This window comes from Photorhabdus kleinii, assembly GCF_025384885.1.
Lineage (GTDB): Bacteria > Pseudomonadota > Gammaproteobacteria > Enterobacterales > Enterobacteriaceae > Photorhabdus > Photorhabdus kayaii.
Window position 1 is genome coordinate 32,068 of record NZ_JAJAFY010000008.1, and the last position, 20,845, is coordinate 52,912.

At 42.5% G+C, this 20,845-nt stretch carries 21 protein-coding genes, 1 other RNA gene and 1 pseudogene; 14 read left to right on the forward strand and 9 right to left on the reverse strand.

Annotation, left to right across the window (positions count from 1 at the left end; all coding sequences use genetic code 11):
* Nucleotides 1-8: 8 nt before the first annotated feature.
* Together LG003_RS06795 and LG003_RS06800 are read right to left on the reverse strand one after the other, a co-directional pair.
* The gene (locus tag LG003_RS06795) at nt 9-665 is read right to left on the reverse strand and encodes a phage tail protein (RefSeq protein WP_262980414.1); all 657 of its coding nucleotides are present in this window, start codon (nt 663-665) and stop codon (nt 9-11) included.
* Complete coding sequence (locus tag LG003_RS06800; protein WP_262980430.1) at nt 658-1,620, reverse strand: baseplate J/gp47 family protein; 963 nt, start codon at nt 1,618-1,620, stop codon at nt 658-660. Before LG003_RS06800 ends, LG003_RS06795 begins: the two co-directional genes overlap by 8 nt.
* Before the next feature lie 94 nt (nt 1,621-1,714).
* Between LG003_RS06800 and LG003_RS06805 the strand changes: the two are divergent.
* Nucleotides 1,715-2,659, forward strand: a pseudogene (locus LG003_RS06805) (IS1595 family transposase).
* Between the two features lie 400 nt (nt 2,660-3,059).
* Entirely contained in the window at nt 3,060-3,995 is a 936-nt protein-coding gene (locus LG003_RS06810) for a VirK/YbjX family protein (protein WP_112878893.1), read from the forward strand.
* A 53-nt stretch (nt 3,996-4,048) separates the two neighbouring features.
* Here LG003_RS06810 and LG003_RS06815 read toward each other — a convergent pair whose 3' ends face one another.
* On the reverse strand, nt 4,049-4,648 hold the full coding sequence (locus LG003_RS06815) for a GNAT family N-acetyltransferase (protein WP_112878862.1): 600 nt from the start codon (nt 4,646-4,648) through the stop codon (nt 4,049-4,051).
* 449 nt (nt 4,649-5,097) lie between these two features.
* The gene (locus tag LG003_RS06820; RefSeq protein WP_158537793.1) at nt 5,098-5,253 is read right to left on the reverse strand and encodes a hypothetical protein; all 156 of its coding nucleotides are present in this window, start codon (nt 5,251-5,253) and stop codon (nt 5,098-5,100) included.
* An 82-nt stretch (nt 5,254-5,335) separates the two neighbouring features.
* Here LG003_RS06820 and LG003_RS06825 point away from each other — a divergent pair, with 82 nt between their 5' ends.
* Nucleotides 5,336-7,357: an oxidoreductase gene (locus LG003_RS06825; protein ID WP_112878863.1), complete on the forward strand. Its 2,022-nt coding sequence runs from the start codon at nt 5,336-5,338 to the stop codon at nt 7,355-7,357.
* 125 nt (nt 7,358-7,482) lie between these two features.
* Here LG003_RS06825 and sstT read toward each other — a convergent pair whose 3' ends face one another.
* Both sstT and LG003_RS06835 read right to left on the reverse strand, forming a co-directional pair.
* Nucleotides 7,483-8,730 carry a serine/threonine transporter SstT gene (gene sstT, locus LG003_RS06830; protein ID WP_112878864.1) on the reverse strand — a complete coding sequence of 416 codons (1,248 nt, stop codon included), beginning with the start codon at nt 8,728-8,730 and terminating at the stop codon, nt 7,483-7,485.
* Nucleotides 8,731-9,020: 290 nt separating this feature from the next.
* A complete protein-coding gene (locus LG003_RS06835) occupies nt 9,021-9,983 on the reverse strand; it encodes a TerC family protein (RefSeq protein ID WP_112878865.1) in 963 nt (320 codons plus the stop codon).
* A gap of 80 nt (nt 9,984-10,063) precedes the next feature.
* Between LG003_RS06835 and LG003_RS06840 the strand changes: the two genes are divergently transcribed.
* The 6 genes from LG003_RS06840 to LG003_RS06865 all read left to right on the forward strand — a co-directional run bounded on the left by LG003_RS06840 (nt 10,064) and on the right by LG003_RS06865 (nt 12,979).
* On the forward strand, nt 10,064-10,279 hold the full coding sequence (locus tag LG003_RS06840) for a hypothetical protein (RefSeq protein ID WP_112878866.1): 216 nt from the start codon (nt 10,064-10,066) through the stop codon (nt 10,277-10,279).
* Between the two features lie 264 nt (nt 10,280-10,543).
* Nucleotides 10,544-11,215: a DedA family protein gene (locus tag LG003_RS06845; RefSeq protein ID WP_112878867.1), complete on the forward strand. Its 672-nt coding sequence runs from the start codon at nt 10,544-10,546 to the stop codon at nt 11,213-11,215.
* Between the two features lie 194 nt (nt 11,216-11,409).
* Nucleotides 11,410-11,715 carry a DUF883 family protein gene (locus tag LG003_RS06850; RefSeq protein ID WP_112878868.1) on the forward strand — a complete coding sequence of 102 codons (306 nt, stop codon included), beginning with the start codon at nt 11,410-11,412 and terminating at the stop codon, nt 11,713-11,715.
* Between the two features lies 1 nt (nt 11,716).
* Complete coding sequence (locus tag LG003_RS06855; protein ID WP_112878869.1) at nt 11,717-12,118, forward strand: phage holin family protein; 402 nt, start codon at nt 11,717-11,719, stop codon at nt 12,116-12,118.
* The gene (locus LG003_RS06860; RefSeq protein WP_262980415.1) at nt 12,111-12,371 is read left to right on the forward strand and encodes a YqjK-like family protein; all 261 of its coding nucleotides are present in this window, start codon (nt 12,111-12,113) and stop codon (nt 12,369-12,371) included. Before LG003_RS06855 ends, LG003_RS06860 begins: the two co-directional genes overlap by 8 nt.
* 212 nt (nt 12,372-12,583) lie before the next feature.
* Nucleotides 12,584-12,979 (forward strand): DoxX family protein, encoded by a 396-nt coding sequence (locus LG003_RS06865; RefSeq protein WP_112878871.1) that lies wholly within the window; start codon nt 12,584-12,586, stop codon nt 12,977-12,979.
* 1,265 nt (nt 12,980-14,244) lie between these two features.
* On the opposite strand, the gene LG003_RS06870 is transcribed toward LG003_RS06865, so the two are convergent.
* Nucleotides 14,245-15,141 carry a LysR family transcriptional regulator gene (locus LG003_RS06870; protein WP_112878872.1) on the reverse strand — a complete coding sequence of 299 codons (897 nt, stop codon included), beginning with the start codon at nt 15,139-15,141 and terminating at the stop codon, nt 14,245-14,247.
* A 110-nt stretch (nt 15,142-15,251) separates the two neighbouring features.
* Here LG003_RS06870 and LG003_RS06875 point away from each other — a divergent pair, with 110 nt between their 5' ends.
* Complete coding sequence (locus LG003_RS06875) at nt 15,252-15,953, forward strand: pirin family protein (protein ID WP_112878873.1); 702 nt, start codon at nt 15,252-15,254, stop codon at nt 15,951-15,953.
* A 43-nt stretch (nt 15,954-15,996) separates the two neighbouring features.
* On the opposite strand, the gene rnpB is transcribed toward LG003_RS06875, so the two are convergent.
* Nucleotides 15,997-16,373, reverse strand: an RNA gene (rnpB, locus tag LG003_RS06880) — RNase P RNA component class A.
* 77 nt (nt 16,374-16,450) lie between these two features.
* Nucleotides 16,451-17,317, reverse strand: coding sequence for a 16S rRNA (cytidine(1402)-2'-O)-methyltransferase (gene rsmI / locus LG003_RS06885; RefSeq protein WP_112878874.1), 867 nt, complete (start codon nt 17,315-17,317; stop codon nt 16,451-16,453).
* 63 nt (nt 17,318-17,380) lie between these two features.
* On the opposite strand from rsmI, the gene LG003_RS06890 reads away from it, so the two are divergent.
* The 4 genes from LG003_RS06890 to dolP all read left to right on the forward strand — a co-directional run bounded on the left by LG003_RS06890 (nt 17,381) and on the right by dolP (nt 20,777).
* Nucleotides 17,381-19,123 carry a penicillin-binding protein activator gene (locus LG003_RS06890; protein WP_112878894.1) on the forward strand — a complete coding sequence of 581 codons (1,743 nt, stop codon included), beginning with the start codon at nt 17,381-17,383 and terminating at the stop codon, nt 19,121-19,123.
* Between the two features lie 72 nt (nt 19,124-19,195).
* Nucleotides 19,196-19,576 carry a YraN family protein gene (locus tag LG003_RS06895; RefSeq protein WP_112878875.1) on the forward strand — a complete coding sequence of 127 codons (381 nt, stop codon included), beginning with the start codon at nt 19,196-19,198 and terminating at the stop codon, nt 19,574-19,576.
* A 24-nt stretch (nt 19,577-19,600) separates the two neighbouring features.
* Entirely contained in the window at nt 19,601-20,191 is a 591-nt protein-coding gene (diaA, locus tag LG003_RS06900) for a DnaA initiator-associating protein DiaA (RefSeq protein ID WP_112878876.1), read from the forward strand.
* Between the two features lie 10 nt (nt 20,192-20,201).
* Nucleotides 20,202-20,777: a division/outer membrane stress-associated lipid-binding lipoprotein gene (gene dolP, locus LG003_RS06905; RefSeq protein ID WP_112895518.1), complete on the forward strand. Its 576-nt coding sequence runs from the start codon at nt 20,202-20,204 to the stop codon at nt 20,775-20,777.
* Nucleotides 20,778-20,845 lie beyond the last annotated feature (68 nt).

Consider the following 20,845-nt stretch of genomic DNA (forward strand, 5'->3'; position numbering starts at 1 on the left):
TTATTTCCTTATAATGATGCACCGTAGGTCATATTCGGTGCGGTAATCGCCTTTAAACTGGCGCTATCAAAAACGGATTCACCCGACATGTCACCCACTTTTAATAGCAAAGGCGGCGAGGACATGGCCGCGTAATAACAGCAATATTCCGCGCCTAAACTGCCCACACGCATAAACAGTTTGTTATTCGTTATCACTTCAAAACGGTAGCGTCGGCAGGTACGGCCGTACTGACGAATAATGTTCATCAGCAAATCAGGATGCTCGGCTATTTGGCCGTCACTGATCCGCAAAATAATCACATCCCAATCTATGCCTGGCTGACGTTCCAGTACTTCAACATGGCCGACCCCTAAACGTTCAAAGATGGCGATAAATCCCGCGACACTGCCCGCCTCTCTGGCGTTAATAAACGCGTATTTCACACGCTTACGAAATAATGTCAGCGGTTCACCGTTAAAACGCTGGATGTCCCGCTGATAGGCCAACATCGGCAGTAATTCCGCCGAACAAGTTTCCGCGTCCAATTGGGCTAACGGCCATGTCAACCCGCGGTAAATCATTAACCAGAACTCACGCGCGGCCCAAAGCAGTTTGGCGGGTTCTCCCTGATCCATCCATGACGGCAAGGCCAACCGCTTGAGTCGTTCCCTAAATTCAGACATGCTTCACCTCAATTATCAATGATTGCAGCCTGGGCACACTTAAATCACTCAAAATGTCATCCAATGAAAATGACAAAGACTCAATTTCGGTAAATTCACGGTGAATTTCACGCCCTAAGTTCGAAAAAGAAAATCGAGAGTACGGCCAAGTTTTTTTCACGTGATATTCGGTATTTTCCCGAAAGGCACAGCGAATAAGGTTTCCCACCTCCGTTTTTAAAGCGGCGATTTGTTCCTGGCGATAGTTCGCCACATTCTCGACAAATAGCGTCACCGTTAACGCGTGATGTGTTTCCGGCAGCGGTAAACACTGCATATCATCACCATGCCCATGATACCCCTGATAGGTGATGTAATCGTTCACTACGTCAATAAAGGGCTGGCTGATAACGCCCGAATCCAGTAATAAATAGGCGTTTGCCGTTCCGGCGCCACGAGGCGCATCATGCAGGAAAAAAATGCGGTCGATACTTAAGCCTACAACACTGGCAATCATGCCGCGGTAAACTGCGTCCGTGTGATAGTTACCCACAAGGTTATATTGATTCCGGCAACGATCACGCAAATCATCGTCAGATTCCGCATCTGCGCCGGGTGTCAATAACCAACCTTCCTCATTCTGCACGCTTTCAATACCGGATACGGACACGGGCAAGAGACGAAAATAGCGGGGCGCAAGGTTGAATGCTCCCCCTACGGTCTCTGCGGTTACAGGCAGTAAGGCACTGGTGACCCCCTCCGCAATCACCACGCTTTCCGTGGTGCTGACGCGATAGATTTCACCATTAATGCGCTCGGTCTGGATAACCGTTCCTACGGGTACAGTGACCGCCGATGCGCCAGCGGCTTTATAAAAACGGATAACGCCTTGTGCCGCCGTAGCAGGCTTGCGTTTCAAGTTTACCCCCCACGCAAACATATCCAACCACTCCCCCGATGCGGTCGCCAAATACATATTTTTCAGGGTGACATTAATTAACCTGATTATCACTTAAATCCAGCTCCCATAGGCGTATACTTAAAATAAGTCTGTGTGGAGGTAAATGAAAATGGCTAAAAATCAGATTCAATTCCAAAAAGGCATTTCTATTCATGAGCTTATTTCATTATAGGGTCATGAAGAACAATGCCAGAAACAGGTGTTCGATATGCGCTGGCCTACGGGATATCGCTGTCCTCATTGTGGGCATGATAAGTATTGCCAGTTAAAATCTCGTCTCCTTTATCAGTGCAATCAATGCCATCATTAGACATCTTTGATGGCGGGCACATTGTTTTCTGCGTCAAAATTGCCTTTAACCGTGTGGTTTTTGGCGATTTATCTCATGACTCAGGAGAAAAATGGGATTTCTGCACTTGAATTGTCACGTCAACTGGGCATTTCCTACAACGCTGCATGGCGTATGAAACACAAGCTAATGAAAGCGATGAAAGAACGGGATGACGATAAGCCTCTCGGCGGGTTTATTCAGCTTGACGACGCATACTGGGGCGGGGCTCAGCATGGCCCCCGAGGGCGAGGGGCAAAAGGGAAATGCCCTTTCGTTGCGGCGGTTTCAATGAATGAAAAGGGCCACCCTATGTTCATGCGTTTCAGCGCTGTGAAAGGGTTTAAGGCCAGGGAACTTACCCGTTGGGCTAAAGTGCATCTTAAACCAAAATCCCTTGTTATTTCAGATGGATTAGCTTGCTTTCGGGGGATTGAGCAAGCCGGGACTTTCCATTTGCCCCTCGTCACCGGCGGTGGAGCGCAGAGTGTTAAGCTTCCTTATTTTCAGTGGGTTAACACAATGATTAGTAATGTAAAAAATTCGATACGCGGAACATATCATTCGATTAGCAAAAAGTATTTACCTCGTTATCTTGCCTAATTCTGTTTCAAGTTCAATTGGCGCTTTAACCTTAAAAAAACATTCGAACAGCTTATTTATTCATGTATCCGGGCAGCACCTATACCTGAGTATTTACTCAAGCTAGCTGAGATTCGATGGTAATCAGGAAACAAATTAATAGAATAATTATTAATGTTTTAATTAAATGGATTCAAAAAAGAATATATCCAACATTAATCATTTATCGCCGATACTCACCTACTAAATTTGTTACAGATCATGAGCTCGGGTATCACACCAAGTTATAGCCGTTTCTCTCATCTTTCTGGATGTGCTTTTACAACAAAAAACATCACAGAAAACTAAATGAATAATAAACGAATAATAAAAAAACACGAGAAAATCCCCTTAATAACTAAACATTCATTAAACAGCTGTTGATTTTTTATCTTAAAAAAACATAAATAAACATCCGTTGAAGTTTTGTTTAATATCGAAGGAGTATACTCACGGTTTGCAAGTCTTCATTCCCTCCAAGTATTTTTTAGAACTAGATAAAGAAATGAAATATATGTATCAACCTGCCAGTTCAGGAATTCGGCTGTTCACAGATTTAGTCGGAAAAAAAATTAGCCCTAGCCCTCATTGGTATTCTGCCCAGAATCGCACTAAATTTGCCTTACGTAGCGCTCTGATGCCAATATCGACACTAAAACTATTAAACCAGATAGTTAATACGCCGTTCTATCTGGATATTTTGAAGAAACAACCTTGTTTACCTTCTAAATTACATCGCCCTTATCTAAGCATTAACTTCAATAGAGGGCAGACGTTACGTGCAATAAATGAACATTACCAGCTATTATTTACTGGGTTAAATCAGTCTATTGTTAATAAAATATTTCGTTCCAATGCATATCCATTAGCGGTTATCAATGGTAAGAGTGGAACTTACACTATTTTTCTAGATTCTATGGACTGTTTTAATAAAGAAGGTGAGCTTACTCTATTTATTACAACAGAAGATAATAAAACCTTGGCAAGATGCGCTTTCACACTACTCACTATTGCTGGTAAAAAAACACTGTTCATCGGTGGACTACAAGGTTCCAAAGGCGATGCAACCCTTGAAATTATCCGCGATGCAACGAAAGATTGTTATGGATTATTTCCAAAACGCTTACTGATTGAATCCATTTGCCGTCTCGCAGCCCACTTTGAATGCCAGCAAATTCTGGCAGCTAGCAATGATACTCACATCTATAAGAGTCTACGCTATTGGCATAAAAAGAAAGACAAATTAGTCGCTGATTACGACTCTTTCTGGGAATCATTAGGTGGAGCAAAGAGAAAAAATAAGGATTTCCATCTCCCCTTATCCATTGAAAGAAAACCGCTTGAAGATATAGCCAGTAAGAAGCGGGCAGAATATCGCCGCCGCTATCAATTACTAGATGAACTGGATAATGGAATGCAGCATTCTCTGCCTTCAAATTAAATCAGAATCAGGCCGCAACCTTTCACAGGACGGCCTAATTTTTGAGATGACTCTTATCTCGGTTTAACCATCAGCCATTCAAGATGTATTTTAACCGCAGGCCATTCACCACTGATAATGCTGTAAACACAGGTATCCCTGATACTGCCATCTTTAGATACACCATGACTACGCAGAATTCCATCAAGTTTTGCACCCAGTCGTTCTATCGCTTTTCGACTCTGATGATTAAAAAAATGAGTGCGAAACTCCACTGCAATACACCCTAATTCTTCAAAAGCGTATTTCAATAGGAGATATTTCGCTTCCGTATTAACATGTGTCCGCTGAACAGAACATGCATACCAAGTATAGCCGATTTCCACCCGGCGGACATCAGAATCAATATTCATATACGTGGTCATGCCAACCGCTTTACTTGTTCGATGATCAACAATCGCAAAAGGCAGCATAGTACCTTTTTTATGTAGCAATAAACGACGCTCAATCTCGCTACTCAGCTCAGCCGGTGAAGGAACACGGGTGTACCACAATTTATGCAATTCACCCTCTTCAATTGCTTGTAAAAATTCATCGTGCCGTTGATGTGTCAGAGGTTCTAAAGTCACCCCTTTTCCTGCCAAAGTTACCCATTCAGTTATCTGTTTTTTCATAATAACCACTGATGTTATAAATTAAGTCAGAATAGAAGAACTCACCCTATTCCGGAATCAAAACCGGAATCGAATTAATATATGGAAAATCAACCCCCTATTAAAGCAAAATCCGCACTTTTAACATCTCAGGTGGCTGTCGCATCATTCAGAAAAAAATACTAAAACTGGGTAAACAAATCGCCTGACTGAATTAGCAAAAACCGCCGTAAACCCTTGCCCAGTGCAGACGGGGATATCAGGCGAAAAGCCCAAAGGGCTTTGAGGCCAGCGTAAATCCGTTGCATCGACGGTTGCGGCCTGAGAAGTGGGAAGCCTCACCGTTTTTTACGGCGGGGAACAGTCACTCTATTCTCTCCATGTAAGAATACAAAACCATGCTACGGACTATCTGGGAAAGTGAACGACTGAAATCGATTATGGCCCACAGTGTGATCTATTTAACCTTTCTAGAACCAATCAACAAAGAGTACATCAACAACTTTTGCATTCAGATTATTTTCACTAACTCTATGACAAAACCTGATTTCATGACCTTCATCACATTCATTTAACATTTTTTTCCCAATTGACCTTATTCCATCTAAATTTGAACCATTACTCATCCGACCACCTGGCGTTTTGTTCCGTGGTTTAAAACACAATAATAATCTGGTTATGATTGACAAACACCCGATGGAGATTGCAATGAGCCATTATCCTCACCTGTTCGCCCCTCTAGACTTGGGGTTCACCACACTAAAAAACCGCATTTTGATGGGATCAATGCACATTGGGCTAGAGGAACATCCCGACCGCGCCCAGAGGCTTGCCCGCTTTTACGCTGAACGGGCAGCCGGAGGCGTGGCATTGATTGTCACAGGCGGCATTTCGCCAAACAAACAAGGTGTTATAGGGAAAGGCACTGCATTCCTGGTAGATGAAAAAGATCTTATTCACCATAAAGTTATTACAGACGCAGTTCATCAGGCTGGTGGAAAAATTGCAATGCAAATCTTACATACCGGCCGTTACAGCTATCAACCTCACCTTGTCGCCCCTACTGCCATTCAAGCACCAATTAATCCATTCATGCCTCGTGAAATGACAGAAGAGGACATTCAGCAAACCATTGCTGACTTCGCTCATTGTGCACAACTGGCGCAACAAGCAGGTTATGATGGCGTAGAAATCATGGGTTCTGAAGGTTATCTGATTAACCAGTTCCTGACTACTCGCACCAACCACCGCCAAGATAAATGGGGAGGAAGTTTTGAAAATCGAATGCGCTTTGCCGTGGAGGTTGTTAAAGCCGTCCGTCAAGCAACAGGAAAAGAATTTATTCTAATCTACCGGCTTTCGATGTTGGATTTAGTCGAGGATGGTTCTAATTGGCAAGAAATCGAGCAACTCGCTGTTGCTATTGAGCAAGCGGGAGCATCTATTATCAATACCGGTATCGGCTGGCATGAAGCTCGAATTCCAACGATTGCCACTATGGTTCCCCGCGCCGGATTCAGTTGGGTAACGCAAAAGCTAATGGGGAAAGTTTCTATTCCACTGATCACAACAAACAGAATTAATGATCCCAACATTGCAGAGCAAGTGCTAGCACAAGGTTGTGCCGATATGGTTTCTATGGCACGACCTTTTCTGGCTGATGCTGAATTTGTTATGAAAGCCCAACAAGGACGGGCCGATGAGATTAACACTTGTATTGGCTGTAATCAGGCATGTCTGGATCAGATTTTTGTCGGTGAAATAGCCTCTTGTTTAGTTAATCCCCGCGCCTGCCACGAAACAGAAATGGCCGCCGAACCAATCACCACACCGAAAAAACTGGCGGTTGTCGGTGCCGGACCTGCCGGATTGTCATTCGCGGTGACCGCTGCCAGTCGTGGTCATCATGTCACTCTGTTTGAACGAGACGGACAGATTGGCGGACAATTTAATATTGCCAAACAGATCCCAGGTAAAGAAGAATTTCATGAAACACTGCGTTATTTTCAGCGTCAGTTAGCAATCCATCATGTTGATGTACGGTTGAACCAGACTGCCACAACCGAAGCACTCTCTGATTTCGATGAAGTAATTATCGCCAGCGGCATTGCGCCTCGCCAACTCACAATTGATGGTATCCATCACGAAAAGGTACTGAGCTACTTAGATGTATTAAGAGATAAGAAAAATGTCGGTCAACGTGTCGCTATCATTGGCGCAGGTGGCATCGGTTTTGATACCGCAGAATATCTGAGTCAACCAGGAAAAAGTTCTAGCCTTGATAGCACCGCTTTCAGTGAAGAGTGGGGTATTGACCATAATCTGACACATCGTGGTGGTTTATCCCCTCAAGGCCCCAAACCGGAATCTTCTCCCCGGAAAATTTATTTATTGCAACGTAAGCCGACAAAGGTTGGTGAAGGACTAGGTAAAACAACAGGTTGGATACACAGAACCAATCTACACCTGCGTGGTGTGAAAATGCTCAACAATATGCAATATTTGAAAATAGATGATCAGGGATTACATATTAGCAGCAATGGTGAACAGCGCTGCCTTGCCGTAGATAATATCGTTATTTGTGCCGGACAAGAGCCACTGAGAGAATTATATCAACCGTTACAGCAAGCGGGAAAAACAGTGCATCTTATTGGTGGGGCAGATGTTGCAACGGAATTGGATGCCCGACGGGCTATCGATCAAGGTACTCGGTTAGGCCTTAAAATTTGATGATAAATAATGACGGTCATAGACAGGCCGTAAAAACAGAGTAAATCCTCAAACCGCGCCTTCCTGGCGCGGATATTTTACTCTTTCTTACCTAATCTTTTTTTAAACCAAAATACTTCAATCAATTAATTACGTTGAGTTAGTTGATCCGATGCCAGACGATCATCCTCAGCCTGACAAACAGCGGCAGTGAACAATACATCGGTAGAAGAGTTCAGACTCGTTTCCGCGGAATCCTGTAATACACCAATAATCAAACCAACTGCCACAACCTGCATAGCCATCTCATTGGAAATCCCAAACATGCTACACGCTAAAGGGATCAACAATAACGATCCCCCAGCCACACCAGAAGCACCACAGGCACAAATTGCAGCAACCACACTCAGTAGAAATGCTGTAGGCAAATCAACCGATATACCTAGCGTATTGACCGCAGCCAGAGTCAATACCGTGATGGTCACCGCAGCGCCTTCCATATTGATAGTTGCGCCTAATGGAATAGAAACTGAATAAGTATCTTCATGCAGATTCATACGGCGGCACATCGCCATATTCACTGGAATATTTGCAGCCGAACTGCGAGTGAAAAATGCAGTTACACCACTTTCACGCAGGCAAGCAAATACCAGCGGATAAGGATTACGACGAATTTTCCAGTAAACAATCAACGGATTTACAATGAGTGCCATAACCAACATACAACCCAGTAATACAACCAGCAGTTGAACATATCCCAGTAAGGCACCAAATCCCGTTTCTGCAATTGTTGCAGACACCAGACCAAAAATACCAATCGGTGCAAGACGAATGACCACGCGAACAACCTGAGTAACCGCCTCAGACATGTCATGAATTAGAGACTTAGTTGAATCCGTTGCATGACGCAGGGCGATACCCAAACCAATAGCCCAAGCAAGGATACCGATATAGTTACCGTTCAGTAACGCGTTTACTGGATTAGCGACAACATTAACCAGTAACCCTTTAATCACCTCCATAATGTTTTCAGGCGGAGACATTTGAGCATCATTGACAGCTAGCACCAGTTGTAACGGGAACATAAAGCTACCGACTACGGCAACCAGAGCAGCAAAAAATGTACCCAAGATATAGAGGATAAGGATTGGACGAATATTGGTTTTTTGGCCTTTTTTATGGTTAGCAATAGAAGACATGACCAGAATCCATACCAATACCGGGGCTACTGCTTTCAAGGCGCCAACAAACAACGTCCCAAGTAAACTGACTGATTTGGCAACCGAAGGTGTCAACCACGCTAACAGTATCCCTGCAATTAAACCTATCAAAATTTGTTTAACCAGGCTCCCTTGTACAATGTAATGCACGAAGCCACGTTTTTGTTTTTCCATAGCTGATCCATTTTATTAACAGTTCTGTTAAGCCTATATTTTTTGTGTTTGTTTCTTCAGTATAGGGAAACCAAGAGTAGTGAAAAGCTACGATAGTTAAAATATACAACCTCGCCAGCACTTATTAACAATACATTCACATTTGTGTGATCAAAACGGCAATTTACACATTTACAAAACACAATTATTTGTTTTTATGTTTAACCATTTCGCAGCAATTTAAGACAATAAGAAACCATATCTCCCCATTCAAGAAAGATATGGTTATCTGTTAAAAAATAGTTATCTAATTACTGTATCTCTTTAGTTCTGTATTTATTTACCCAAACATTAATAATCATTGTTATTGTCAAAATACTCGCTACAGTTCCCAGAGAAATCCCCATAGGAATATGACAAAAATCCATTATTAGCATTTTCATACCGATAAATACCAGAATGACTGATAAACCATATTTCAGCATTGTAAATTTCTCTGCCACCCCTGCCAGCAGAAAATACATCGCACGTAATCCTAAGATAGCGAAAAGATTAGAGGTCAAAACAATAAAAGGATCTGTAGTCACAGCAAAAATAGCAGGAATACTGTCTACCGCAAAAATAACGTCACTAATTTCAACCAGAATCAGGACCAAGATTAGTGGAGTCGCATATAACAACCCCTTTTCTTTCACAAAGAAACGTTCTCCGTGAAGATTATCAGTGATGCGAATATGCGCTTTTAGCCAACGGACAAAAGGTTTATCGCCTATCGGGGAATCATCCTCTTTCGCCAACGCCATCTTAACGCCGGTAACCAGCAGAAAGATGCCGAACAAATAGAGTATCCAACTGAATTGAGAAACCAACCAGCTCCCTGCAAAGATCATCACGGTACGCAACACAATTGCGCCTAAGACACCGTAAATGAGCACCCGACGTTGCAAATTTGCCGGAATAGCAAAATAGCTAAATAACATCAGCCAAACAAACACATTATCAACAGCAAGTGCTTTCTCAAGTAAATACCCAGTAAGGAAAGCCATTGTCTGACTATTGGCAACAACTTCCCCTGCGGTTTCTCTGCAATACCACCATAATCCTAATGCAAATAAGAGCGATAAACTTATCCAGATCACACTCCAGACAGCAGCTTGACGAAATGACATTGCCTGCTCTTTCTTACGCCCCTGTAAGGATAGATCCAGCAACAACATAATCGTAATTAAGACAGCAAAACTTCCCCATAAAAGAGGGCTACCCACAGAGTTCATTTTCTTTCTCTCACAAACAAAAACGGCTGAAGTCTCAGAAGACGCCAGCCGCTGCTATATTTCTTCCCCACATCGTGGAGATGGATGTATTGCAAGCAACCCTCGCCTTCTGGCAAGGTCTCACTTACAACACAGAAAATGTACCATCAGGTATAAGTTCAAGGTTGCCCGGCTACCGGATGCTGTTGCATCGTAATGACGATAAACCGGCAAGGAAGTTACTCCCCTTTGCTGCGGTGAAAAATAAATCAAATTCAGACAAGAATCAATCTACCACTGAAAAAATAAAAAAATGACAATAAAAACAGTAGGAACAAACGCAATTCATCCAACCTCATAGACCCATTTCTTATCCTATTTTAATGAACGTTCAATTGATCACCAAAATTTTCTGTTTAGTCACCCCTGATTTTGTTACAGTGGCGCAGGCTGCGTCATTTGCCTTTTTCAACGGTGAAAAGGCATGAAAACCAACCAAATAACGTAAAATAGGATGTAATTTAATCGGTTTAGCCTCATGCTTTCAGGATGAACGAACAAAGGCATTTTAGGAACACCTGATGGAAATAGTAAAAGAACTTATATATGCACTTTGGTACCAGGATTATGAAACTCTGGCCAACCCATCCCTATTATGGGCCATTTACATCATGCTATTCTTGATTCTCTTCCTTGAAAATGGCCTCCTTCCTGCTGCATTTTTACCAGGAGACAGCCTGCTTATACTAGTTGGCGTATTGATTGCCAAAGGTGCAATGAGTTTCCCCCTAACGATTGTAGTATTAACTGCCGGAGCAAGCTTAGGTTGTTGGATTGGTTATCTCCAAGGAAAATGGTTAGGAAATACCAAGACAGTACAAGGCTGGCTCTCTCACCTTCCAGCTTATTATCACCAAAGAGCTTACAATCTTTTTCACCGCCACGGCCTATCAGCTTTACTTCTTGGCCGCTTCCTCGCATTTGTCAGAACCCTCTTACCAACACTTGCAGGACTGACAGGTCTACAAAACAGTCGTTTCCAGTTTTTTAACTGGCTCAGTGGCTTCCTGTGGGTCATTATCCTTACTTCTTTAGGTTATGCATTTGGTAAGACCCCCATTTTCCGTCAATATGAAGACTTGGTAATGAATTTCCTGATATTACTGCCACTTGCTTTACTCATTATTGGTTTTAGCGGCAGTTTGTTAGTTGTATGGCGTAAAAAAACTTGCCAACCCCCTCAAAAAAAGTAATTAATTCCAATAAAATCCAATATCCCTCCCTGCTGCAGATGAAAGTATCGTTTGCAGCAGAATAGTGAAATAACGCTAATGTTTTTTATTCACCTTCCAAAATATAAGCTATATTTAGTGATAGTCTTTTCCGGCATTAGGAAAAGCAACTGACTAAGTCAAATACACACACCTTACATTGAGGAGTAATCTACATGTCAAAGATCAAAACTACTGAAGATCTACACGTTGAACTAAAATCACTCGCAGATACACTGGAAGAAGTAATCAAAAGCTCTGGTGATAAATCCAAAGTCGAGCTGGAAGAACTTCGCGGCAAAGTAGAGGAAGTCATCAAAGATACTCGTTTTAAACTCAGTAATGCCAGTGATATGGTTGTTAAGAAAACAAAAGATATGGCGGGTCGTGCTGATGTCTACGTTCACGATAAGCCCTGGGTAAGCATCGGTATTGGTACTGTTGTCGGTGCCATATTAGGTGTAGTGTTAGCTAAACGCTAATATGATCAACTCATCCAAATCTCAAGGCCCCGGTAAAGGGGTCCTTGACATTCTCCAACGCATTGCCGCTGTTGTTATCGAGATAGTAGAAACTCGTTTGCAATTGATCGTTCTGGAGTTGGAAAAAGAAAAAGCCACTTTGATACAGCTAATAGTCATAGCCAGTCTGACACTACTGCTTACCGCTTTCGGCCTCATGTGTCTGCTTGTTATGATTTTTTGGGCTATCGATCCTAGCTGGCGCTTTATTGTATTAGCTAGTACCACTAGCACACTACTCATTCTGGCGCTTATTGGCCTTATATGGACCATCAGGAAAGCGCGAAATTCAACATTACTTAGTGCAACTCGCGAGCAATTAAAGATAGATAGAGAAATGTTGGAGGATCACAGTAATGAGTAAACAACGTCAGGAAAAAAAGCTTAAAAAACAGCAACTAATCAGAAATATCCAGCTACAGCGACTTGAACTTTCCAACAATACACAGCTCTGGAAGAGCTTTACTGAACCTTATGACAAAAGCTGGCAAAAGCTTTTGTCATTAAAACCCTATCTGCGACCCGCAATCCACGCTATCTCTTTATATAGCCTGCGTCATCCTATGAAATTTTATCGTTTGTCGCGCCACATCATTCGAATATTGAAATGGAAATAATTCTTCATAATATATCTCATTGATGATAACTTTAGTTACCTACATTCAAAAACTTTGTATAAAATTGTTAATAATCCTTGCTTACAACTAAGCTCACCTACCTTTAGTATACATTCCATCCGTTAATGATTAGCAAATCGTGCTATTTCGAGTTAGTACAAGTTAATCATCAAAAAAACTATTATTATTTCTCTGCGTTTTAGGAGTTGTTAATGAAAAAATTTGAAGATAGTGCCCTACTACTGGCTCGCATTTTGATGCCGATTCTGTTTATCGTTGCAGGTTATGGAAAATTAGGTGATTCCTACGCGGGTACTCAACAATATATGAATGCTATGGGCGTCCCTGGCTTTCTATTACCACTGACAATCTTACTTGAATTGGGTGGTGGTCTGGCAGTTCTATTTGGTTTCTTAACTCGCACCACCGCGTTATTTACCTTTGGTTTCTGTGTCCTGACTGCCGTGCTCTTCCACAGCAATTTTGCTGAAGGGATGAACCAGACTATGTTTCTTAAGAACCTGACTATCGGAGGAGGTTATCTGTTACTGTCTATCACAGGTCCAGGTAAATTCAGTATCGATCGTCTGATGAAGAGAAACTGGTAATATTCTGCTGTGGCTGTTCTGAATCTGAAAAATAACAGTTTTCAGGTAGAAGGTGAAACGATCAAAACCTCACTCTCGCTCAAGGATTTTATCAGCCAGATATCCAATATTCAGCCTAAAGGTAAATAGCAAGCCGAAAGATCCCAAAGATCTTTCGGCTCACTTTAATCAATAAGCTAAACTTCTATTGAATCACAGTGACTCTGATAAAATAGTTATTTCATCAAAATAAATAATCATCTCACCTCTCGGCAAGAAATAATTAAATCCATGCTCGATAATAAATTAACACATTAAGATAACTCTTAATAATTTAATATAAAGAGTATAGAATTCGCAGTGTAAATTCTATTAAAATCCACAATGCTAATTTAAATAAACAACAATTAACTTAAATATATTTAAAGATTATTTAATCCAATTAAATTTTTTAATCACAAAAATAAGATCATGTAAAATATAGTTAAAAACGCAAAAACGAATTATCATCACACCATAAATTAATAATAGCAACACTGTATTTATTGATTATATTAAGCTCTATCACAATATAATTATTTAAATTTATTTTACTAATAGATAATTTCTATGAAGACAAATACTCAAGCGATGGAATTGGGGTATTAGGAATACGTTGGAGACTACAAATAAAAGATTATAAAAGAAAGAGCAAAGACAATGCTAAACATAACACAACAATTAACATAAGTAGCTGTTCTGTCACATACGATAATACCGATGATCTTCTCAAACAATATCATATGGCAAAAAATCATTTTGGCTAAAAATAATAAATGGAGACAGATTCGGCTGATAAGTACAATTTTTCAGAAAGTCAGGTAGTTGCTATAATAGCATCTTTCTTGCCAAAGAAAAATGCACTATGGCCTGTCCTATTTGTTGCCATTGACTAAAGAAAAGATACACAATAATAGAGACAACAACCCTATAAGAATATATTGACATCAGGACAACCATTCTGACCTAGGGAAAAGCCGTTCTGGTGTTATTAATAAATACGAAAGTCTCCCTGTTTTTATCACTGTCTGGCACCAAAAAAATAGAACCATCAATATTCAGCGAATAGAGATCACAAAATTTACACCTACCAGTGATGACAACTCTGCTCAAAAAGAGCTTGGTAGCAAAGCCGCCAAGCTCTTTCGGCAATCAAATTAAGGGCACAGGAAGACACAGGTTAAGCAATCATCGAATCATGTTTTTTTCAGCCTGTCTTCTAATTTGATTGCTCACATCGCTTCTACTTACCGACTAACAAACAATTTAGGGATTTCCCGCAAACACCAAGACTTAGCTTCCCCCATGCTGTCTCGTCGCCATGCCATAATGACATTTGTGTCATGGCTATATTCAGAACTAATCACCCGTAAACGACCCTCTGCAATATCTTGTTCCACCATAGGATAAGGCATGGTAGCAACGCCCAACCCAGCCAAGAGAGCACGGCGTTTATCTTCCAGAGAACTGACTGTCAAACGCTGTTGTTTATCTAACAATTGAACCGTCAATACCGGGCGCTCCCTCGCTGTATCCGCCACAGCAATACCACGATACTTCACCCTCGTGACATCGGACAAAGGCTCTGGCTCCTGATGTATAGGGTGATCAGGGCTAGCGACATAAACATTGGTAATGCTGTAAAGCTGACGTGAATTAATTTCTGCCGATGCGCGAAAATGCATATCTGGTGCAATAACAATATCCGTCCGACCAGTTTCCAACCTCTCCCATGCACCAGCCAAAACCTCAGTCAATAAAGAGAGCTGAGTATTCGATTTTTGAGCAAGCTTACCTACTAACGGGAATAATGAAGAAGCAGGAACCAACGCTTCACAAACAATTGTCAGGTGAGTTTCCCAGCCTCTCGCTAACGCTTCTGCATCAGCCGTTAATTTATCAGCAGCTTCAAGCAATTGACGTCCACGCTCAAGCAACATGCGACCGACATTGGTGAATTTAGTTCTGTGACCCGAACGGTCAAACAGCACCACATCCAGCTCCTCTTCTAATTTTTGCATCGTATAGCTAAGTGCAGAAGGAACACGACCAAGCTCATCAGCGGCCGCAGCAAAACTTCCCCGCCGGTCAATCGCATCCATGACCCGGAGAGATTCCAGTGTAAGCGCTCGTTCTTTGCTCATATTTTTCTCAATCAGGAAATTTGAATATGCTGACCAGATTAACTGGCTAACATTTCGCCGTCCAGATAATTACTATCCTTAGTGTGTGTTTTTTTAAGGTAACCACCATCATGATTATAAATAGAACAGCAAAACAATGTGGGAAAGCTGACTATGGTTGGCTACAGGCTCGTTATACATTTTCATTTGGTCACTATTTTGACCCAAAGTTTTTAGGTTATGGCGCGCTACGTGTACTCAATCAAGAAGTCATCGCCCCCAAAGCCGCTTTCCAACCTAAATCCTATCCACACGTGGATATATTGAATATTATTCTACAAGGTGAAGCAGAATACCGTGACAGCGAAGGCAACTACATCAGAGCGCGCAAGGGAGAATGTTTGCTATTTTCTGCCCGTCAAGGCATCAGCTACAGTGAACATAATGCCAGTACTAATAAGCCACTGACGCGCTTGCAGCTTTGGCTGAATGCCTTTCCTCAGCAGGAAAGCTTACCATTGCAACGAATGGAATTACCAGAACAACCATTGGCTATGCTAGCTTCTCCAACCGCAGAAGATGGCAGTATGCAATTACGTCAGCAAGTGTGGGTAAATTATATTTTCCTTAATAAAAATCAATCTCATCATCTGCAATTGAAGGGAAAAAATGCCTATCTGCAATCCCTAAACGGAAATATAAAAATAAGAGGCAATTCTAAGGATAACAATTTAATTAAATGCGGAGATGGCGCTTTTATTCATGAAGAAAGTCGTCTGGTTTTAAAAGCAGATACGGAATTCCAGGGGCTGTTAATTGATCTGGCTGCTTAAAAAAGTGAAAGCCCCGTCAGATTCCAATCTAACGGGGCTAAATTTGTGAAGTTGACCGATAAGCCGGGTTCTGTCGTGGACAATCATTCATCTAGGCCAGCACTTACGCACTGGCTCAAGCAGCCTACCCGGGTTCGATACGGGCCGTACCTAATGAACCCCTATTTGGCCTTGCTCCGGGTGGAGTTTACCGTGCCACGGACTGTTACCAGCCGTGCGGTGCGCTCTTACCGCACCCTTTCACCCTTACCTGATCCTACATTAAATAGGCCATCGGCGGTTTGCTCTCTGTTGCACTGGTCGTGGGCTTTCACCCCCCAGACGTTATCTGGCACCCTGCCCTGTGGAGCCCGGACTTTCCTCTCCTCTACCCATCGTCCAAAGGATTAATGGTAAAGCAGCGACTGTCTAGTCAACTCCGCGGCGGATTATAAGAGGTTTGTCCAACGATGTATAGGCGTTTACTGATTATCTGCCCTGTTTATCAGCAATTGCCATTATTCTTCGTTCTGTCCCAACCCATGACGATAAAGCGCATTTTTCTTCACACCATGAATCTCTGCCGCCAATGCCGCTGCTTTTTTCAATGGCAGTTCTTGTTGAAGAAGCGCCAGTGTTCTTAATGCCTCTGGAGGCAAAACATCGTCATCCGGTTTTTTATAACCTTCAACGATCAATACCATTTCACCACGGCGACGGGTTTCATCTTCCTTAACCCACGCCAAAAGTTCACCTACTGGCATCCCTTGAATGGATTCCCAAGTTTTTGTTAATTCCCGTGCCAAAACGATGTAACGCTCAGTTCCCCACACCTCAACCATATCTTCTAAACTTTCGATCAGACGATGAGTGGATTCATAAAAAATTAATGTGCGTGGCTCCTGTTGCAAAGCCCGTAAAGTATCTGTCCGACTTTTACGCTTTGCGGGCAGAAATCCTTCGTAACAGAAACGATCTGATGGCAGACCAGCAGCAGACAAGGCGGTTATCGCCGCACAAGGCCCTGGAAGTGGGACAACATGAATACCAGCTTCACGGCAACGGCGAACCACATGATAACCAGGATCATTAATCAAGGGCGTTCCTGCATCAGAGACTAATGCAATACTTTGCCCTTGTTGGAGTTTTGTAATTAATTGATCTGCTTTCTGCTGTTCATTATGATCATGAAGTGCGAACATGCGTGCATTAATGGCAAAATGTTGAAGCAACAAGCCAGTATGTCGCGTATCTTCGGCTGCAATCAGATCGACATGCTCAAGAACTTCAAGCGCACGCTGAGTGATATCACCCAGGTTTCCAATGGGGGTTGGTACAACATATAGCGTGGATGTCGTAACCACTGCTCGATTAGGTTGATTCATTGTTTCATCCGAATGGCCGATTTAAAATTGAGCATCTTTGAAAAAAACATCGCTGGATACAGTATGCTTTCCTCAATTTTTGTGCGTATCAAAACTGGTTTAGTCTGTTCAGCTATGCTGGCAGTCATGATCATCGCAGGATGTACCGTACCTGATCAACAGGGGCGACAACCTTCGCAAACTCAGGACAAAATCAGTACAGAAATCGCCCGTTATCAATCCATCATTGATGCCGCCCATGGCGAACCTTCTCTTGATGTCATCCGTGCTTATATCGCTCAGGAACCACTTGTGAAAGAAAGTGCGGCTCGTCAAAAAAATATTGATGATACCTGGCAAATGCTGACCCGTCTTTCACCACAAGAGCGCCGTGGATTGGTCATCAACGCTGATGAAAATGTTCTGCAAGGCTGGCTGGACTTACTCAGTGCCTATCAGGATAACAAACAGGACTCCGACAAACTACAGGCAGCTATCCGTGACTGGAAAATTCGTTATCCACAAAACCCTGCCGCACAGTCACTCCCAACTCAGTTACAACAGGCAGCCATCCAACAGCAAGATACGAATATCCGTATTGCTCTGTTCCTGCCATTAAGTGGTCAAGCAAAAGTATTCGGTGAAGCCATTCGCCAAGGTTTTCTTGATGCTCAGGCCGGTTTACCCAGTCCATCATTACCAACAGAAAACCCGGAAAATTTATCTATAGCAGACAACGATAGCGCGTCAGATAGCATGGTTTCTACCGATATGTCCCCTAGTGAAGTGGCGATCATAGACTCAGCAAGACCAACCACTCAAACAACACCTGTCATAGCCAATGCACCAATTAACACACAACAGGTCAAAATCTATGACACAGCCAGCCAGCCATTGGAAAACTTATTCATTCAGGCTAAGCAGGATGGTGTGAATTTAGTTGTCGGGCCGTTACTTAAGCCAGATGTGGTTAAACTCGTTCAGATAGATACTGCATTAAACATGCTAGTACTAAACGAGTTAGACAATGCTCAACCACACTCTAATATCTGCTATTTTTCTTTGTCACCAGAAGATGAAGCGAAAAATGCTGCGGAACATATTTGGCAGCAACAGAAACAGAATCCTCTGATTTTGGTCCCCAGAGGGACTTTTGGTGATCGCATTGCCAAAGCCTTTGCACAGGAATGGCAAAAACAAGGGGGACATGCTGTTCTGCAACAAACTTTTGGCTCTTCCGCCGAACTGAAACAATTAATTAATAGAGGTACCGGTATTCGCTTGACCGGAACAGCCGTCAATGTCACAAGCAATCAACCTACATCAATCGCTATTGGTGATCTGGAAATCCCCCAGATAAACACCGATGTCGTTCCTACTTCTACTGGCGGCTCAGTGGATGCAGTTTACATTGTTTCTACCCTGGATGAACTGACGCTAATTAAGACAATGATTGATATGGCAATCAGCTCCCGCGATAAGCCCGCCCTTTACGCAAGTTCCCGCAGTAATCAGGCTGGCGTTGGTCCCGATTTCCGCCTGGAGATGGAGGGAATGCAATTCAGTGACATTCCCTTAATCGCCGGTGCTAACTTGTCACTGATGCAGCAAGCAGCCAGTAAATTTACAAATGATTACTCTTTGATGCGCCTTTATGCTATGGGTATTGATGCCTGGTCATTAGCAAATCAATTCAGTCAAGTTCAGCTTCAAAGTGATTTCCAACTCAATGGTGCTTCCGGGGTGCTGTCTGTTCAAGAAAACTGCACCATTTTCCGACAGCTCTCATGGATGCAATATCATCAAGGCCAAATCACGGCTATTTAGCAACTTGCCGCTTGCTACCAAGCGGCCTTTCAATTCAAATGACTCATTTCAGAATGAAAATAAAAAAGCAGGATGAAAATAAAAAAGCTGACAAGTTATCTGCTAGGACGCAACTATGAAGCGCAGGCAAAGTTGTTTTTACAAAAACAAGGATTATCTTTTATCGCCGCAAATGTGAAAGTTCACGGTGGTGAAATTGACCTGATTATGAAAGACAAGCAAACTTGGGTCTTTATTGAAGTCCGTTTTCGCAAATCAGGACAATATGGAGATGCATTGGTGACAATCACCCGTAGCAAGCGTAAAAAATTATTACACGCTGCCGCAGTATGGCTGTTTCAACGAGGTGAATGTTTTGAAACCTCTTCTTGTCGCTTTGATATTTGTGCTATTACTGGTCAACAATTTGAATGGTTGCAAAATGCCTTCAATCAAAATGAGTTTACTCGTTAAAATGATACTGAGTAGGTTATAAACGTGCTGGATAGAATTAAAGTCTGTTTTACAGAAAGTATTCAAACTCAGATTGCAGCCGCAGAAGCATTACCTGATGCTATCTCGCGAGCGGCAATGATGATGGTTCAGTCATTACTGAATGGTAATAAAATCCTTTGCTGTGGTAATGGAGGCTCAGCAGCGACTGCCCAACGGTTTGCTGCCAATATGATTAACCGGTTTGAAACTGAGCGCCCAAGCCTGCCCGCATTGTCACTTAATGCAGACAATGTGGTCATCACTGCGATTTCAAGCAATAAACAGCATGATGAAATTTATGCTAAACAGGTACGGGCATTAGGTCAGCCAGGCGATGTGTTATTAGCGATTTCTACACATGGTAATAGCCGTGATATTGTCAAAGCCGTTGAAGCCGCTGTAACCCGCGATATGACAATTGTCGCCCTTACTGGCTATGATGGTGGTGAGCTTGCCGGCTTACTCGGGCCACAAGACGTAGAGATTCGTATTCCATCTCATCGCAGTACCAGAATTCAAGAAGTTCATATGCTAACAGTTAACTGCTTATGTGACTTAATCGATAATACACTTTTTCCCCATCAGGATGACTAAGGAGCCAATAATGCGATTTTTCTCCCTATTAGCTACGATTTGTGCTGCTGTAATGTTACAAGGATGTATTGGTGCGGTCGTGGTCAGTTCTGCTGCCGTAGCGACTAAAACCGCAACCGATCCCCGAACTATTGGTCAACAGGTTGACGATAGTACTCTCGAAGCCCGTGTTAGTAATGCGCTTAACAAAGATAAGCAGCTCAAAGAGCAAACCCGTATTATTACCACTGCCTATCAAGGAAAAGTTTTACTGACAGGTCAAAGCCCAGACTCAAGCCTTTCAGACCGTGCTAAACAGATCGCATCGCGTGTTGATGGAGCACACACCGTTTACAATGAAATTCGTCAGGGGAAACCTGTTGAATTAGGTACTGCTTCTAAGGATACCTGGGTTACAACTAAAGTACGCTCAAAAATCCTGGCTAGTGACTCGGTTAAGTCTTCTAACATAAAAGTCGTTACGGAAAACGGCGAAGTCTTTTTACTGGGCATTCTGACCAAACAAGAGGGTAACGCCGCAGCGAAAATTGCCAGCGAAACTAACGGTGTTAAACGGGTAACAACCGCATTTACTTATTTGAATTAAATATATTGATTGAAAGTGATGACACGATAAATCGGTCAAACATTCAGGTATCAGGCCGCGTCATTTTT

Excerpts from the sequence above, each read along its gene's own strand:
- LG003_RS06820 (WP_158537793.1), bottom strand. The coding sequence starts at position 5,253 with ATGAGTAATGGTTCAAATTTAGATGGAATAAGGTCAATTGGGAAAAAA.
- LG003_RS06855 (WP_112878869.1), top strand. The coding sequence starts at position 11,717 with ATGATCAACTCATCCAAATCTCAAGGCCCCGGTAAAGGGGTCCTTGAC.
- LG003_RS06890 (WP_112878894.1), top strand. The coding sequence starts at position 17,381 with ATGCTTTCCTCAATTTTTGTGCGTATCAAAACTGGTTTAGTCTGTTCA.
- LG003_RS06895 (WP_112878875.1), top strand. The coding sequence starts at position 19,196 with ATGAAAATAAAAAAGCTGACAAGTTATCTGCTAGGACGCAACTATGAA.
- LG003_RS06865 (WP_112878871.1), top strand. The coding sequence starts at position 12,584 with ATGAAAAAATTTGAAGATAGTGCCCTACTACTGGCTCGCATTTTGATG.
- LG003_RS06835 (WP_112878865.1), bottom strand. The coding sequence starts at position 9,983 with ATGAACTCTGTGGGTAGCCCTCTTTTATGGGGAAGTTTTGCTGTCTTA.
- LG003_RS06825 (WP_112878863.1), top strand. The coding sequence starts at position 5,336 with ATGAGCCATTATCCTCACCTGTTCGCCCCTCTAGACTTGGGGTTCACC.
- LG003_RS06840 (WP_112878866.1), top strand. The coding sequence starts at position 10,064 with ATGGATGTATTGCAAGCAACCCTCGCCTTCTGGCAAGGTCTCACTTAC.
- sstT (WP_112878864.1), bottom strand. The coding sequence starts at position 8,730 with ATGGAAAAACAAAAACGTGGCTTCGTGCATTACATTGTACAAGGGAGC.
- LG003_RS06810 (WP_112878893.1), top strand. The coding sequence starts at position 3,060 with ATGAAATATATGTATCAACCTGCCAGTTCAGGAATTCGGCTGTTCACA.
- LG003_RS06875 (WP_112878873.1), top strand. The coding sequence starts at position 15,252 with ATGATTATAAATAGAACAGCAAAACAATGTGGGAAAGCTGACTATGGT.
- rsmI (WP_112878874.1), bottom strand. The coding sequence starts at position 17,317 with ATGAATCAACCTAATCGAGCAGTGGTTACGACATCCACGCTATATGTT.
- LG003_RS06815 (WP_112878862.1), bottom strand. The coding sequence starts at position 4,648 with ATGAAAAAACAGATAACTGAATGGGTAACTTTGGCAGGAAAAGGGGTG.
- LG003_RS06870 (WP_112878872.1), bottom strand. The coding sequence starts at position 15,141 with ATGAGCAAAGAACGAGCGCTTACACTGGAATCTCTCCGGGTCATGGAT.
- LG003_RS06845 (WP_112878867.1), top strand. The coding sequence starts at position 10,544 with ATGGAAATAGTAAAAGAACTTATATATGCACTTTGGTACCAGGATTAT.
- LG003_RS06795 (WP_262980414.1), bottom strand. The coding sequence starts at position 665 with ATGTCTGAATTTAGGGAACGACTCAAGCGGTTGGCCTTGCCGTCATGG.
- LG003_RS06800 (WP_262980430.1), bottom strand. The coding sequence starts at position 1,620 with ATGTATTTGGCGACCGCATCGGGGGAGTGGTTGGATATGTTTGCGTGG.
- dolP (WP_112895518.1), top strand. The coding sequence starts at position 20,202 with ATGCGATTTTTCTCCCTATTAGCTACGATTTGTGCTGCTGTAATGTTA.
- LG003_RS06850 (WP_112878868.1), top strand. The coding sequence starts at position 11,410 with ATGTCAAAGATCAAAACTACTGAAGATCTACACGTTGAACTAAAATCA.
- LG003_RS06860 (WP_262980415.1), top strand. The coding sequence starts at position 12,111 with ATGAGTAAACAACGTCAGGAAAAAAAGCTTAAAAAACAGCAACTAATC.